This window comes from Dolichospermum sp. UHCC 0260, assembly GCF_009711985.1.
GTDB classification, from domain to species: domain Bacteria; phylum Cyanobacteriota; class Cyanobacteriia; order Cyanobacteriales; family Nostocaceae; genus Dolichospermum; species Dolichospermum lemmermannii.
In genome coordinates, this window is sequence record NZ_VIKZ01000027.1 from 1 (window position 1) to 13,504 (window position 13,504).

Sequence of the window (13,504 nt, forward strand, 5' to 3'; positions counted from 1 at the left end):
CTCACTGGCAAGATCACTATTAGCGCGAGTTGCATTCCCTCCAGTGACATTATTGCGTTGTTCACGGGCGCGAATATCTGCGTTGAGTTGATCTCGACGAAGTTGGCTAGTTGCGTCTTTTTGATTGGCTAAAATGGTTTTATCTGTGGGAACTTCACCAGTTTTCTCAGCAGAATCGGGCGCACTGCTGCTGGTTTTGGCTTTATTGTCACAAGCAACTGTTCCCAGAAGTAAAATGCTACTGAGGACTAAAAGCGTAATTTTTCTCATATTTCCAATCCCTTTTACACACGCGAGACAACAGGATTAGCAGAACGGCCAATGGTTGGACTATTGTAAACTTCCCATTCCCGCATTCCCTTGTGCTTGAAAATTGTTTCTGCTCTCAGGATTTCCGCCTCTGTGCCATCTACAATTACTAGATAATCTCCATCAACTACATAATCATGGTAGATTTGCGCCCGATGTTCGGGAATTCCTAAACCTACTAAACTACCAATTAAACCACCAACTGCTGCTCCGATAGCTCCACCTGCTAGAGTTGTAGCGATCGCTGTAGCTACTGCTCCTGCTAACATAACTGGACCAATCCCCGGAATTGCTAGAGTTCCTAACCCAATTAGTAACCCTGTCAACCCCCCAACCGCTCCTCCTGCCTCGACTCCAGTTTTCGCACCTTCCTCTACACGAGTGGTTTCATGAGTGGTTTCATGGCCGATTTCACGGGTTTCTGTTGGTTCTTGAACTCGTGTTTCACCAATTTGGTATCGCTGATTTAGATCTTCATCATGTTTAGCAATCACAGATACCTGATTCATGTCAAATCCATTATCTCGCAGTTCATTTAGAGCATCTTCTACTTCTTCGTGACTAGAAAATACTCCCACTGCTCGTTTATTATTAATCAAGGTCATTTTTTTATCCTTTCACAAGGGAAAAAGTGGCAGGTAACAAGGTAATTAAGAATTAGTTTGTAAGATCAAAAAAAGCCTTATTTCCCCCGCCCCTGCCTGGTTAATCTACTCAATAATTTCTTTGGCTTGATCCTTCACATCTTCAACTCCGTGGCGAACTTTGGCTTCTGCTTGTTTTGCCTTGCCTTCTGCTTGAGTTTTTGGATCTCCTGTTAAATCACCTACGGCTTCTTGAACCTTACCTTCAATGTTTTTGGCAGTTGCCTTAGCTCTATTTTTCACACTCATAATCTGCTCCTAATGGAAAATTTACTAACGCGAAATCTGGGTTTTATCTTCTTTCCACATTCGGATGTTCTTGGGTGTTAACATCCAATTCTTCTCGACGCAGAGTTTCTTCTGCTTCAATGGTTTCGTGATCTACAACTTTATTAACTCTGACTTCTTCTCGCAAGAAAGCTTCTTTATGAATGTCCGCAGTTTCTTCATAAAGTTCTATTCGACTCACTTCTGTCGTCCCAAAGCTATCGCTACCTAAAGCTACCGTTTCTCCCGCAGTTGTAGGAGTGACTCGTTCAATGACAATTCTTTCTTTATCTATGGGGACTGAAACCCGCGCCTTTTCTGTTTCTGTATGTTTCCCAACAATCACTTCTCCCGTTTTGGCGCGGACTTTGTTGGCAATTAATCGTTCTTGATATAGTTTGAAAGTTTGATGATCCTGATCATTCAAAGCATATAGAGCCGGATCTGCTTTATAGTCATAGGCAGCACTGCCGTTACCGGACTTTCTCGGTGGGACTATGGGAGGGGCTACCATAGTACCTCCCGCAGGTCGAGAACTGGCTGTATCTACAGAACCGGAACTTTCTAAGAATGCTTCGGAACGATACACTCCTCTGACTTGTTCTTCATAGTTATAATCAATTTCTTTGTGTTCGTTAAATTCGGGTAAATTCTCCGCTTGTTGTTTGGTCATTCCCACTGTATAAATCCGTTCAGAGGTATGATCAATGCGCGAACGACCAACTGGCAATAAAACTTTTTTCCCAAAAATCCACAAACCTAAATCAACAACAAAATAGCGAAAATGTCCTTGGTCATCTACTAAAATATCGCTGACTGTGCCAATTTTTTCATCTGCGGTTGCATAGACACCCATACCTTTGATATCTTTGCCTTCAAAACTTTCTCGATAATTCGGATCAAATTCTTTAATTTTCAAAAGAGGCATACTATTTCCATCTCCACTTTTTACGGATGTGGAACAGGTTGATAATTTTGCTCCTGTTCCAGTTTCACTATCAGTTGATGTCATCAAATACCAATTATTCTCAACATTAGAACCTGGTACAATTGGGTTATTAGTTTTTCTGCTCTGTTAGTTCTAATATGTATACATTAGTTATTTTTATGATTAAGACCGTCCATCAAAGGGTTGATTATGCTTGTATGTCAATAGACAGAGATTCTCAACCAAGTAAATGTGCAGAAAAGTTCAGATCCCCGACTTCTCCAAGAAGTCCGGGATCTGGGTGGGTTTAAAAGTGTATAAATTCGTTTATAGCCAAATAATCTAAAAATTTCCCTTGGGGAAAATCGCAAATAATACACTCGGTGTCAAAAAATTGCATTAAAATCACTACGGCGGTAATCTTTGGGTGTGAGTTTGAGGTATTTTTAAGTCAGCTTGACGATAAAATTAATCCACTTCCCGCGGTCTTTAGGCTTACTGCGCTAAAAAATTAGAGAGTTAATTTATGTTTCAGTTGTTAAGCCGGGTTTTGCTATGGCTCTTAATTGGTGTTGTAGCCTTTTCTTTGTTTCAAAGATTCTATCCATCAGTAACTTTTGTCGGCAGATTTGTTTTAGGGTTAGTCATTGTTGTTTTAGCTTTAGCATTTCTCAATCCCAATGAACCAGCATTGGCTTCATTGTGGCGATTTATCTCCTTCCCGCTCAAGCCTTTGGGCGCTTCGGTTTTAATGTTGTTTCTAGCTGCTCAAAAAATCAAAGGCGGTGGCATTGATAAACCGGGCGGTTTTTTATTAGGATGGGCTTTGACGGTTTTGCTTTTGTCCAGCACGCCAGCGATCGCTTACTTCCTCGTTAGATCACCAGTTGCCACAGTTGAGGGGACGAACATAAATCACCAAACTTCCCCATCCGCCCTAGTCGCCTTTGGTTCAGCAAATCCTAATTTCACAATCTCAGATATTCAGCAAAATATCATCCCACCAATGGTAGAGATAAATTCTCCAACTATAGCCTTCAATAGTCTGACTGCGAATATCCCTTCCTATCTCCTCCAAAATCCTCAAGCAATCAGCACCCGCGGGTTACGGGTAGAAGACTTTGTTCCTAATGCAGAAACACTGCAACTTACTACCCAAGTATGGGAAAGTTATCTCAATCAGATTTATGTTTTCCTACGTGGCCGGACGTAAAAGAGGCAGGGAGCAGGAGGCAGGGGAGAAATTTCTTTCTTCCTCTTTTTTCTTTCTCCTTCTTCTTCCTTCTTCTTCTTCTTCTTCATTCCTCCTGACTCCTGACTCCTGACTCCTGACTCCTTCCCCCACAATACCAAAAAGTTAGATAATTGTTGGCATGGCCAAATCTCACAGACTTGATAAAATCGCTGCTTATTTACGCCCCCATTGGCGCGAAACCGTTTTCGGTATTATTGCTTTATTAGTTGTCAATGGGCTGGGTGTATATATTCCTTTGTTAATCCGTTCAGGGGTAGATACTCTATCTAAGAGTTTTAGTTTTCGCCAAATCATCCATTATGTAGTCCTTATCGCCCTACTTAGTTCCGCTATGTGGATGATGCGAATGGCTTCTCGGATTTGGATATTTGGTGTGGGAAGACAGGTGGAATTTGACCTCAAACAGCGGATTTTTCAACACCTGCTGCAATTAGAACCTGCTTATTTTACAGTTAATACTCCAGGGGATTTAATTAGTCGCGCTACCAGTGATGTAGATAATATTCGACGGTTGGTAGGTTTTGCTGTATTAAGTTTGGCAAATACTTTTTTTGCCTATACTCTGACATTACCAGTGATGTTGTCTCTGAGTGCGGAACTGACATTGGCATCATTAGCAGTGTACCCGTTCATGTTTATGATGGTGCATTTTTTTAGCGATCGCTTGCGTAATGAACAAACCGCCGTCCAAGAACAACTTGCAGAAATCAGTGAACTGGTACGGGAAGATATGAGCGGTATGGCACTGATTAAAATTTACGCCCAAGAAGACAATGAGCGTCAAGCATTTAGTCAGAAAAATGAACAGCTATTAACCGCTAACCTCAAACTAGCTAAAACGCGCAACACCCTATTTCCGCTCATTGGTGGGTTAGCAAGTCTCAGTTCTTTGATTATTATTTGGTTAGGTACAGCCAGAATATCCTCTGGAACTCTTGCCATTGGTGACTTTCTGGCTTTGCTAATTTATGTAGAGCGATTAATTTTCCCTACCGCTTTATTAGGATTCACCATTACTGCTTACCAACGGGGTGAAGTCAGTATTGACCGTTTAGAAACTATTCTCAGTGTGACTCCCAAAATTCAAGACACACCAGATAGTATTCATCTGGAGGTTAACAAACTCAAAGGGGAACTGACAGCAGTAAACTTTAGTTACACCTACCCCGGCGTAAATACCCCAGTTCTAGAACATCTTAATTTTAGGATTGCTCCTGGGGAAGTAGTCGCTATTGTCGGTCCGGTTGGTTCAGGAAAATCAACCTTAGCGAATGCTTTCCCCAGATTATTGGATATTCAGCCAGGACAGTTGTTTTTAGATGGGTTGGATGTGACAAAACTAGCGGTGAGTGATTTACGCGGAGCGATCGCCTACGTACCACAAGATAGCTTTTTATTCAGTACCACCGTCAAAAATAATATCCGTTATGGTGATCCCGTCTCCGCCGCAGAAGACGTAGTTTACGCCGCCAAAATGGCGCAAATTGACGCAGAAATTCAGAATTTCCCCCAACAGTATGAAACCCTAGTGGGTGAGCGAGGAATTACCCTTTCTGGTGGACAAAGACAACGCACAGCTTTAGCAAGAGCAATGTTAATTGATGCCCCCATCTTGCTGTTGGATGATGCCCTATCCAGTGTAGACAATCAAACTGCTACACAAATCCTCACCAATCTGGCTACAGGGACAAAAAGAAAAACCGTAATTTTCATTACCCACCAACTTGCTGCTGCTGCCACATCTGACCGAATTTTGGTCATGGAACAGGGGAAAATCGTCCAGACTGGTCATCACTCAGAACTGGTAGAACAGCCTGGACTTTATCAAAATTTGTGGCATCAACACCAAGTAGAAGAACTATTACATTGAACCAAAATGGATTAATTTTTGTAATAATTAGCAGTAGTATTAATCACTAACCAGCATAATCTAAAGATGTTTAAAAATTCACAGTTAGTAGCTTCTGAGTCCAGTAACTTATTAACATCTAAACAGCAGCGTCTTTTAGGAGCGATAGCTCTTTTAGTCGTCATTAGTTTACTGACTTCAGCCGGTGGATCACCCATTGAACATAATGTTTCCACCATCTGGGAAGGGTTTATTTGGGGTATAGCCGATCCAGTGATTAGTTTAGACCGTTTTGCAGGGATTGTAGCATTAGGTTTATTTTCCGCTAGATTTACCCGTGGTAATTGCCTAAATATCACCTTTGTCATTGCTGCTATCTGTGGACAATTGATTAATTTATCTCCAGTGATCTTACCTGCACCAGCAATAGCGATCGCTATTTGTACCATTGCATTAGGAATCATGTTAGTTACACCAATTCCTATTCATTGGTTGGCAATAGCTTTATTAAGTGCTACTGCTGGTATATTTCAAGGTTACTCTGATGCTACATCCATCCTCGGTGCGGAAACATTTACTATAATTAACTTTGTCATTAGTGTTGCCTTCACCCAAACAGTAATTATCATGAGTGCCAGAAAAATAGGTGTAAATTTTGGCATCAATGAAATTAACCAAATCTTCCCAAAAATCATCCGTTTTGCTGGTTTAGTATTCTGTGCAATTGGTATCGTATTTTTGGGTTACTCAGTAATTTAACTTATGGATTGGGGAATAGGAATTGGGACTAATACCGCAAGCTCGAAGTTAAAAGTAAGAGGAATGATGACAAATTACTTGATTTGTTAACAGTGCTGATGAGGAAACTATTGGATGAATATTTAGGAATATTACTGTGATGATTTTTTCTCAAGATTGGAGCAGGCCAGAAATGATTGCAACTGGAATAGAAACAAGAATCAGTCGTCTAGAATCTATTGTTGAACAGATTGGAGACGCTGTACTCTCGACAACTGAGACAATTGAACGTCTTGCTCACAGAGTAGATGCTCTGAGTCTACAAATAGAGGCTCAAGGAAAACAAGTACAGCAGCAAGGATATCAGATTTTTGCTTTATGTGACGCTGTGCAAAGTTTGGCTGACTCGCAGAAGGATTCTATGGAACAAATCACTCAATTGTCACAAACCTTAGATGGACTTGTATCCTTGTTGCAAGATGAATAATTATAGGAGGAGTCAGGAGTCACCGAGTCAGGAGTCAGGAGTATGGAGTATGGCTAACGCCACGCTACGCTATCAGGAAGAAGAAAGAAGGAAGAAGAATTTAGAACCTGAATTAGTAAGCCCTAATTACCTTAAACCCTTAACTTAGTCACCGCGATTTTTCCAGAAAAACATATATCAACATCACCATTAGGAGTCCGTTCTCGTTTACTATATTCTCCTGTGTAGTAAAAATCATCACCTTCTATTCGGTAATTAACAGGTAAAGGTTTGGAACAAGGTTGACAAAATACTACTTCTGGATCTGCTTGTTGCGGTAACAGGTGTGGTAAATTAACATTCCAAAAACATCCAGGTTCGAGGGGAAGTTCCATCAAATATTCTAACAATGCAGATGTCCATCTCATAGCCGCATCCCAATCATAATCGCGTTTACCGTGACGATATTGAGAAACAGCAATTCCGGGAATTCCGTGCATTGCAGCCTCTCTAACAGCAGCCACAGTCCCAGAAATATAAGCATCAACTCCCAAGTTTCCACCAGCATTAATACCTGAGATTACATATTTGATATCTTCAGCAATATGTGAAATGGCAACTCTGATACAATCAGCAGGAGTGCCACCAATAGCATATTCACAATCTGAACGCCGTTGAAGATTAATCGGTTGATGGGTAGTAACTTGATGTCCGCAGCCAGATTGATGTGATTGCGGTGCAGCAATAATTACCGACTTACCATTTACTGCTTTAAATAAAGCTGCAATACCCGGTGCATCAATACCGTCGTCATTGGTTAAAATTATAGTCATATAGAACCGATTTGATATCTGACAATACGTAACTTAGAATAGTCTATTAAATAGACTTTTAACTCTTCTATGACCAATGACAAATCTTCCAAACGCTTACCCAATCAACGTTGGCAAATTGCAGCAAAAAATCCAGAAGCTAGTTTAATATTAGCGAATTTAACAAATATCTCGCCAATTATCAGCCAATTATTAATTAATCGGGGCATGGAAACCCCAGAAGATGCCAAGATATTTTTAGATCCCGAATCTCTGATTTTACCTTCTCCTCTCGAAGAATTCCCTGATTTAGCTGCGAGTGTGGAATTATTGGAATTAGCGATCGCCAATAAAGAGAAGATAGCTATCTGTGGAGACTATGATGCTGATGGTATGACCAGTACTGCAGTACTGCTGAGAAGTCTTAGGGCTTTGGGCGCTGATGTTGATTATGCTATTCCTAGTCGAATGCACGATGGTTATGGGATTAATAACCGGATTGTCGAAGAGTTTCATGATGAAGGGGTGAAACTAATTCTGACGGTGGATAATGGAATTTCTGCGGTTGAACCAATTACTAGAGCCAGAGAACTGGGTTTAAAAGTTATTATCACAGATCATCATGATGTTCCCCAAATATTACCTCCAGCTAACGCGATTCTCAACCCGAAACTAATAGCTGAATCTTCTCCCTATCGGGGTGTAGCTGGTGTGGGTGTGGCTTACATTTTAGCCGTTTGTTTAGCCCAACAATTAGGAGAAATCAAAGGTTTAGTGCAGCCACTGTTAGCTTTATTTACCTTGGGAACTATTGCCGATTTAGCCCCTTTAACCGGTGTGAATCGTCGCTGGGTAAAACGGGGTTTAAAGTTATTACCAAAATCTAATTTACCAGGGATACAAGCATTAATTCAAATTGCCGGAGTTCAAGCCAGCGAAGGAGAAAAAAATCAAACTTCTAAATCTTTAAAACCCGAAGATATTGGTTTTAGATTGGGACCAAGAATTAATGCTATCGGCAGAATTGGTGATCCACAAATTGTTATTGATTTGCTCACAACTGATGATTTTGGTATTGCACTAGCCAAAGCTATCCAATGTGAACAAACTAATACTCAACGTCAACAAATGTGCGAGGAAATTGAAAAAGAAGCCATTGCTATTGTTGAAGATTTATATATAAACTCTTTACAAAAAGACCGCGTATTAGTTGTTATCAAAGATAATTGGCATCATGGTGTTATTGGGATTGTTGCTTCTCGCTTACTAGAACGTTATGGTGTTCCTGTATTTATTGGAACTTACGAAAATGAAACCATAATTCGGGGTTCAGCGCGAGGAATTCCTGAATTTCATGTATTTGCAGCTTTAGATACTTGTCGAGATTTATTAGGTAAATTTGGGGGACACAAAGCTGCGGGAGGATTTTCTTTACCAGCGGAGAATTTACCAGAATTGCGGTTGCGTTTATCTGCATTTGCAAATCAGTGTTTGGAACTTCAACACCTGAAACCGCTGTTGAAAATAGATACTCAAGTTAATATTCACGAAATTAACCAGGATATTTTTCAGCAGTTAAATATTCTTCACCCCTGCGGTATTGATAACTCAGATCCAATTTTTTGGACTGCTAATGTCCAAGTGATTGAACAGAAAATAGTTGGGAAAGGTCACATTAAATTAACTGTATCCCAAACTATAGACAATCAGCGTCAAGAAATTAAAGGCATAGCATGGCGTTGGGGTGATTATTTTCCCTTACCATCAAGATTGGATATTGCTTACAAACTGCGTGAAAATAACTTTAATGGCAAAACTACCATTGAAATGGAGTTAGTAGGTGCAAAACTCCCAAATCACGTTGTTGAACTTTTCACTAATTCACCAAATCTATCACGGGCTAGTTTTGAATATAAACAGCGTCAATATACCTGCGGAATCTATGAAAATGGTATAAGTAGAGAATTAAGAGTTAAAAATTCTGAAGGTAAAGTTTTAGTCATGCGACCAGAAGATAAATTTGGTTTGTTGGGTTTCAAGCGCGAAAATGCTGAACAGGTAAATTTATCTCAACCCATATATGAGGGAATTGTGCAAAATGCAATTCAGGCTTTGTCTACCTCTGTGCAGAATTAAAGATTAAAAACTCTCTTAAATGGGTAATTTAAGATTCTATTATCTCCAACGGGTAATTGGTGATTAGACAAAGCATTACCAATTACCAATTACCAATTACCAATTACCCAATTTACAGGTTGCCGTTGCGAAATGCTAGAACGAAGATGACTATGGGTCCTGAAATCACAATTAGTCCCACGCAAGTTAACTGCAAGACGACTTCCCAATTGATGTTAGCTAAAATGTCCATTTTTTCCTCCCAATGATTTTAATGGTTTAAAAAGATTTAATAATTCCATGACAAAACCCGCAACTTATCATATCTGTTTAGGGGATCTAAAATTTAATTTACTTCACAAAATTATAAGAAAAGTCATAAAAAAGTAGAATAGCAGGAATACTAGAAGGTTAAAAATATGGCTACTTGGCAATGTATAGCTCAGTGTGGGGCTTGTTGTAACCTGACACCAGCGGATCGTCCAGATATAGAAGAGTATCTTTCACCACCAGATTTAGAACTTTATCTCAGTATGGTCGGTGAGGGAGGATGGTGCGTAAATTATGATCATGGTACGCGAGAATGTAAAATCTATTCTACCCGTCCTTGGTTCTGTCGTGTGGAAGCAGAGACTTTTGAGGAGATGTATGGGATTGAAGCGGAGGATGTGAACGATTTTGCCATTGATTGCTGTCATCAGCAAATTGAGGGGGTTTATGGCGGTCGCAGTTTGGAACAAATCCGTTTTGATCAAGCCGTCGGTTTTTGATTTAATTCATATAATTATTCTCTCATTGTGTTTTTGAGCGCAGTAATCAATGGGAGATTCACCTTCATGTACCTAAGTTTTGCTACTGCTTACAAAGTTTCTATGCTATCCCATATATCTAACAATAATTTCAAGCTAGATAAATGATTCATTGATTCACATCGCTTTTTTAACGCATCTAGATACTTTTTATCCGCTACAACTTTTGGATTTTTCTTGCTATAAAACAAACCAAACTGTCCGAGATATTCTTGTAGATAGTGTTTATGAAATCGCGCTTTCGTGCTAAAAGTACGTCCAGTTGGACAGCAGGACATTTCTTCAGGATCATTGACTAAAACATCGTAATATGTTTTAAAATCTGATAAAATTGTGGAACTTTTAATTAAAGGATATTCGTTAGGAATTTCTGCATTACCTAATGCCCATGTTTCAAAACAGCAATGCTGAATTATTATATGAATCTCTGTTTTTGAACTATCTATATTGTAGCCAGATTTGAGTGCATCAAGTTTAGATTTAAGTTCATGAAAACGAGCAGTATAAGAATGTTCTTCAGAGTCAATACATATAAAAAAATGGTTGACATTACCGAATTTTTCTATATCAATTAGACAAGCTTCCAGTCGAGAAACTTCTGAATTGTTATTCTGTCTATCAACCATACTCGGATAGCCATTACCTGCAATAATTCGACAAGTATTCATTGTCATATCTTCAGGTCTAACAACAAAAGTTAAGCTAGGAAATAAATGTTGTAACCATGCTTTATATACTTTTGGTTCAGTCTTGCCCCCCTCTACTAAAAATAAAAGATTCACGCAGAAAATTCCTCACTATCAAGTAAATTAATTAATTGAGTAAACTTATCTAAGCTAGAAGCTGTATCAAGTGCTGGAATATCAGAAGCTTTTCTAACTTTGACTTTATTTCCAGATTTACTAACTATTTGCCAAGTTTTCCAAGGAATATTATTGATAATATATGGATGATGGCTAGTAAGTATAAACTGTATATCTGAGGATTTATCAAGGATGAAGTCTGTTAAATCTGGCATACAATTAATTCCTAAACTATTTTCAAATTCATCAATTAAAATTACTGATTCTTTAGGAGCGGAAATTACTTGAACTAAAAAAATTAAAGTACGAAACATACCTGATGAAATTTGCTTTTGAGGAATCCACTCTAAACCAACTTCTTCAATTTCAAAGAATATCAAAACATTATCACCATTTAAGCATTTCTCACTAGTAACTCTGACATTATTTACTTGTGGAAAAATATTAATATAATATTCTTTAATTTCCTTGAAATCATCTGGAAAAGTTTCCTGCAACCAAAAAGCCTTTATGACTGGTAAAGCACCAGCAAAAACTTCTTTAAAACTGGAATTAGCAGTAATTTTTTTTAAGTTATTAATAGTAGTAATTTCTTTTAGTCCGTTAATAATTGTAGTCATATCATCATAGTCATTCGCAAACGTAAATCTCTGGCTTTCAGCCGTTTCAAAGTTGAATATTAATCTTTTAAATGCTTTACGGACTGGAATAATCAAATCTTCTTCTGAAAGAAGATTAATTGCACTTTCAGTTCTTTTCAACTTAGGCAATTTTTCGTTATTGAATTTTGATTCTAAGTGAGTGCGGAGAAGTATCTCCAATTCAGAATCACCATCATATCGAACTAATTTTTCATACACAATTTCAGTCTGTTTTGACTCATTTACATCTGAAAATATTTCTTCTTTCTTAGTTGAAGAACTTTTTAACTCCCATCTATAATCTTGTTCTAAATGAGAGAAATTGATACTCCATTCTAAATCATCTATATTGCGATTTCTACCTTTTGCAACATTACAAATCAAATGAAGCGCTCTTAAAATTCTTGTCTTTCCAACTCCAGAACCACCGACAAGTAAATTTAGATTCTCAAATTTAACTTCCTCAATGTGCCAATTTTCTTTATTGTTACTGAATTTAAAACTCTGTATTTTCATATTTCTTACTTTTCTTAACAAGCAATTATATAGAGAATCTCAAATAACTTCTGAGATGAATATCTTCAATTCGCTCTATATCCGGTATTTTAGCACTCAAAGTTATGATCAGAGATTTTGTTTTAGATTACTTTTTAATATCATTAATTAAGAGGATGTTTGAAAAGTGGTATTCCGTAATTTTCATCACATTGCTACCCCCCTTAGTCCCCCCTTGTAAAGGGGGGAAACAATAAAAATCCAGTTCCCTCCCCTTTACAAGGGGAGGGTTAGGGTGGGGTAAAAAATATTTGATACATCAACCATAACTTTTCAAACACCCTCTAAGCGTGTATTCTCATCAATAATCTTTATATAAAAAATAAATACTGCTATTTGCTTGATATTACATCTTGACGAGTATAAGCAGAGCGATCGCAGTTTGGAACAAATCCGTTTTGATCAAGCTGTCGGTTTTTAACAAATCCAGTTGCAATTTATGACAACAATATGAGAAAATAAAGAGAATATGAAAACAACTTAGAGACAAGATTAGCGCCTGTGAAACTTGATACTCCACCTGTCAGCATTTCCCACTTATCAGAAACTGAAAGCCAATTACATCAATCCATAGTTAAGGATCATCCCCAACCGAAAGAATCTGTATTTATGGTATTTGGGACAACCTTCATCACCATTTTTCTCGCGGAAATTGGTGATAAAACCCAACTTTCTACCCTGTTAATGAGTGCAGAATCTCATGCCCCTTGGGTGGTTTTTCTGGGTTCGGCAGTAGCATTAATTACTACTAGCTTACTGGGAGTATTATTAGGTGGTTGGATATCTACAAAACTTAGCCCTAAAACCGTTGAGAAATCAGCCGGGGTGATGTTATTACTGATTTCCGTCATGTTGGTATGGGATGTAATTCAGGGTTAATACTTGTAAATATTGTGAACTGGGGAAATTATGAACTGGCATCTTTTAGGACTAAGCTTTGTCACGGTATTTTTGTCAGAATTGGGTGATAAAAGTCAGTTAGCAGCGATCGCTCTTTCTGGACAAGGACAATCTCGAAAAGCTATATTTTTTGGTACAGCAGGCGCTTTAGTATTAACCAGTCTCCTGGGAGCATTAGCGGGTGGTGCAGTGTCCCAATTTTTGCCTACACGGATTTTAAAAGCGATCGCTGCTGTGGGATTTGCCATTCTTGCTATCCGTCTCTTATTACCCAACAGTGAAGAGGATTGACACTCTCAGGGAGCCAAGCCACTGAGATTCTACTGACAGAATTAGATTAAGGGTTTAGCCCAATCCAATCTCGCTGCGACCGCCAAACGCCGCCTAGACGCTCAAAACAACTGCCAATCAAG

At 38.7% G+C, this 13,504-nt stretch carries 16 protein-coding genes and 1 pseudogene; 9 read left to right on the forward strand and 8 right to left on the reverse strand.

Annotated elements, in window-relative coordinates; all coding sequences use genetic code 11:
- The 4 genes and pseudogenes from FJR08_RS12285 to FJR08_RS12300 form a co-directional block, all read right to left on the reverse strand.
- Positions 1-270 (reverse strand): annotated as a pseudogene (locus FJR08_RS12285) (transporter); the annotation flags it as partial.
- 14 nt (positions 271-284) lie between these two features.
- Positions 285-914 (reverse strand): general stress protein, encoded by a 630-nt coding sequence (locus tag FJR08_RS12290; protein WP_168633353.1) that lies wholly within the window; start codon positions 912-914, stop codon positions 285-287.
- Between the two features lie 105 nt (positions 915-1,019).
- On the reverse strand, positions 1,020-1,202 hold the full coding sequence (locus FJR08_RS12295) for a CsbD family protein (RefSeq protein WP_168633354.1): 183 nt from the start codon (positions 1,200-1,202) through the stop codon (positions 1,020-1,022).
- Positions 1,203-1,245: 43 nt separating this feature from the next.
- Positions 1,246-2,148, reverse strand: a complete 903-nt coding sequence (locus tag FJR08_RS12300; RefSeq protein ID WP_168633379.1) for a DUF2382 domain-containing protein — start codon at positions 2,146-2,148, stop codon at positions 1,246-1,248.
- Between the two features lie 526 nt (positions 2,149-2,674).
- Between FJR08_RS12300 and FJR08_RS12305 the strand changes: the two genes are divergently transcribed.
- The 5 genes from FJR08_RS12305 to FJR08_RS23245 all read left to right on the forward strand — a co-directional run bounded on the left by FJR08_RS12305 (position 2,675) and on the right by FJR08_RS23245 (position 6,625).
- Positions 2,675-3,361, forward strand: coding sequence for a hypothetical protein (locus tag FJR08_RS12305; RefSeq protein WP_015083424.1), 687 nt, complete (start codon positions 2,675-2,677; stop codon positions 3,359-3,361).
- Between the two features lie 160 nt (positions 3,362-3,521).
- A complete protein-coding gene (locus FJR08_RS12310) occupies positions 3,522-5,273 on the forward strand; it encodes an ABC transporter ATP-binding protein (protein ID WP_168633355.1) in 1,752 nt (583 codons plus the stop codon).
- A gap of 66 nt (positions 5,274-5,339) precedes the next feature.
- Positions 5,340-6,011 (forward strand): HupE/UreJ family protein, encoded by a 672-nt coding sequence (locus tag FJR08_RS12315; protein ID WP_168633356.1) that lies wholly within the window; start codon positions 5,340-5,342, stop codon positions 6,009-6,011.
- A gap of 172 nt (positions 6,012-6,183) precedes the next feature.
- Positions 6,184-6,477, forward strand: a complete 294-nt coding sequence (locus tag FJR08_RS12320) for a hypothetical protein (RefSeq protein ID WP_015083427.1) — start codon at positions 6,184-6,186, stop codon at positions 6,475-6,477.
- Entirely contained in the window at positions 6,470-6,625 is a 156-nt protein-coding gene (locus FJR08_RS23245; protein ID WP_217357513.1) for a hypothetical protein, read from the forward strand. The genes FJR08_RS12320 and FJR08_RS23245 overlap by 8 nt, the downstream gene beginning before the upstream one ends.
- Here the strand turns inward: FJR08_RS23245 and surE are convergent.
- The gene (gene surE, locus FJR08_RS12325) at positions 6,609-7,289 is read right to left on the reverse strand and encodes a 5'/3'-nucleotidase SurE (RefSeq protein ID WP_168633357.1); all 681 of its coding nucleotides are present in this window, start codon (positions 7,287-7,289) and stop codon (positions 6,609-6,611) included. The two genes, FJR08_RS23245 and surE, sit on opposite strands and share 17 nt — an antisense overlap.
- 69 nt (positions 7,290-7,358) lie before the next feature.
- On the opposite strand from surE, the gene recJ reads away from it, so the two are divergent.
- A complete protein-coding gene (gene recJ / locus FJR08_RS12330) occupies positions 7,359-9,404 on the forward strand; it encodes a single-stranded-DNA-specific exonuclease RecJ (protein ID WP_168633358.1) in 2,046 nt (681 codons plus the stop codon).
- A gap of 112 nt (positions 9,405-9,516) precedes the next feature.
- On the opposite strand, the gene psb30 is transcribed toward recJ, so the two are convergent.
- Positions 9,517-9,636, reverse strand: a complete 120-nt coding sequence (gene psb30 / locus FJR08_RS12335) for a photosystem II reaction center protein Ycf12/Psb30 (RefSeq protein WP_028084264.1) — start codon at positions 9,634-9,636, stop codon at positions 9,517-9,519.
- A gap of 166 nt (positions 9,637-9,802) precedes the next feature.
- Between psb30 and FJR08_RS12340 the strand changes: the two genes are divergently transcribed.
- Positions 9,803-10,153, forward strand: a complete 351-nt coding sequence (locus FJR08_RS12340) for a YkgJ family cysteine cluster protein (RefSeq protein ID WP_168633359.1) — start codon at positions 9,803-9,805, stop codon at positions 10,151-10,153.
- A gap of 89 nt (positions 10,154-10,242) precedes the next feature.
- Here FJR08_RS12340 and FJR08_RS12345 read toward each other — a convergent pair whose 3' ends face one another.
- Complete coding sequence (locus FJR08_RS12345) at positions 10,243-10,974, reverse strand: hypothetical protein (protein ID WP_148761108.1); 732 nt, start codon at positions 10,972-10,974, stop codon at positions 10,243-10,245.
- Complete coding sequence (locus FJR08_RS12350) at positions 10,971-12,152, reverse strand: AAA family ATPase (RefSeq protein WP_168633360.1); 1,182 nt, start codon at positions 12,150-12,152, stop codon at positions 10,971-10,973. The genes FJR08_RS12345 and FJR08_RS12350 overlap by 4 nt, the downstream gene beginning before the upstream one ends.
- 540 nt (positions 12,153-12,692) lie before the next feature.
- Between FJR08_RS12350 and FJR08_RS12355 the strand changes: the two genes are divergently transcribed.
- Both FJR08_RS12355 and FJR08_RS12360 read left to right on the forward strand, forming a co-directional pair.
- The gene (locus FJR08_RS12355) at positions 12,693-13,070 is read left to right on the forward strand and encodes a TMEM165/GDT1 family protein (RefSeq protein ID WP_015083435.1); all 378 of its coding nucleotides are present in this window, start codon (positions 12,693-12,695) and stop codon (positions 13,068-13,070) included.
- Positions 13,071-13,100: 30 nt separating this feature from the next.
- Positions 13,101-13,382: a TMEM165/GDT1 family protein gene (locus FJR08_RS12360; protein ID WP_015083436.1), complete on the forward strand. Its 282-nt coding sequence runs from the start codon at positions 13,101-13,103 to the stop codon at positions 13,380-13,382.
- Positions 13,383-13,504 lie beyond the last annotated feature (122 nt).

Coding starts and splice junctions, on each gene's coding strand:
- psb30 (WP_028084264.1), bottom strand. CDS start 9,636: ATGGACATTTTAGCTAACATCAATTGGGAAGTCGTCTTGCAGTTAACT.
- recJ (WP_168633358.1), top strand. CDS start 7,359: ATGACCAATGACAAATCTTCCAAACGCTTACCCAATCAACGTTGGCAA.
- FJR08_RS12360 (WP_015083436.1), top strand. CDS start 13,101: ATGAACTGGCATCTTTTAGGACTAAGCTTTGTCACGGTATTTTTGTCA.
- FJR08_RS23245 (WP_217357513.1), top strand. CDS start 6,470: ATGAATAATTATAGGAGGAGTCAGGAGTCACCGAGTCAGGAGTCAGGA.
- FJR08_RS12340 (WP_168633359.1), top strand. CDS start 9,803: ATGGCTACTTGGCAATGTATAGCTCAGTGTGGGGCTTGTTGTAACCTG.
- FJR08_RS12305 (WP_015083424.1), top strand. CDS start 2,675: ATGTTTCAGTTGTTAAGCCGGGTTTTGCTATGGCTCTTAATTGGTGTT.
- FJR08_RS12320 (WP_015083427.1), top strand. CDS start 6,184: ATGATTGCAACTGGAATAGAAACAAGAATCAGTCGTCTAGAATCTATT.
- FJR08_RS12290 (WP_168633353.1), bottom strand. CDS start 914: ATGACCTTGATTAATAATAAACGAGCAGTGGGAGTATTTTCTAGTCAC.
- FJR08_RS12350 (WP_168633360.1), bottom strand. CDS start 12,152: ATGAAAATACAGAGTTTTAAATTCAGTAACAATAAAGAAAATTGGCAC.
- FJR08_RS12295 (WP_168633354.1), bottom strand. CDS start 1,202: ATGAGTGTGAAAAATAGAGCTAAGGCAACTGCCAAAAACATTGAAGGT.
- FJR08_RS12310 (WP_168633355.1), top strand. CDS start 3,522: ATGGCCAAATCTCACAGACTTGATAAAATCGCTGCTTATTTACGCCCC.
- FJR08_RS12300 (WP_168633379.1), bottom strand. CDS start 2,148: ATGCCTCTTTTGAAAATTAAAGAATTTGATCCGAATTATCGAGAAAGT.
- FJR08_RS12315 (WP_168633356.1), top strand. CDS start 5,340: ATGTTTAAAAATTCACAGTTAGTAGCTTCTGAGTCCAGTAACTTATTA.
- surE (WP_168633357.1), bottom strand. CDS start 7,289: ATGACTATAATTTTAACCAATGACGACGGTATTGATGCACCGGGTATT.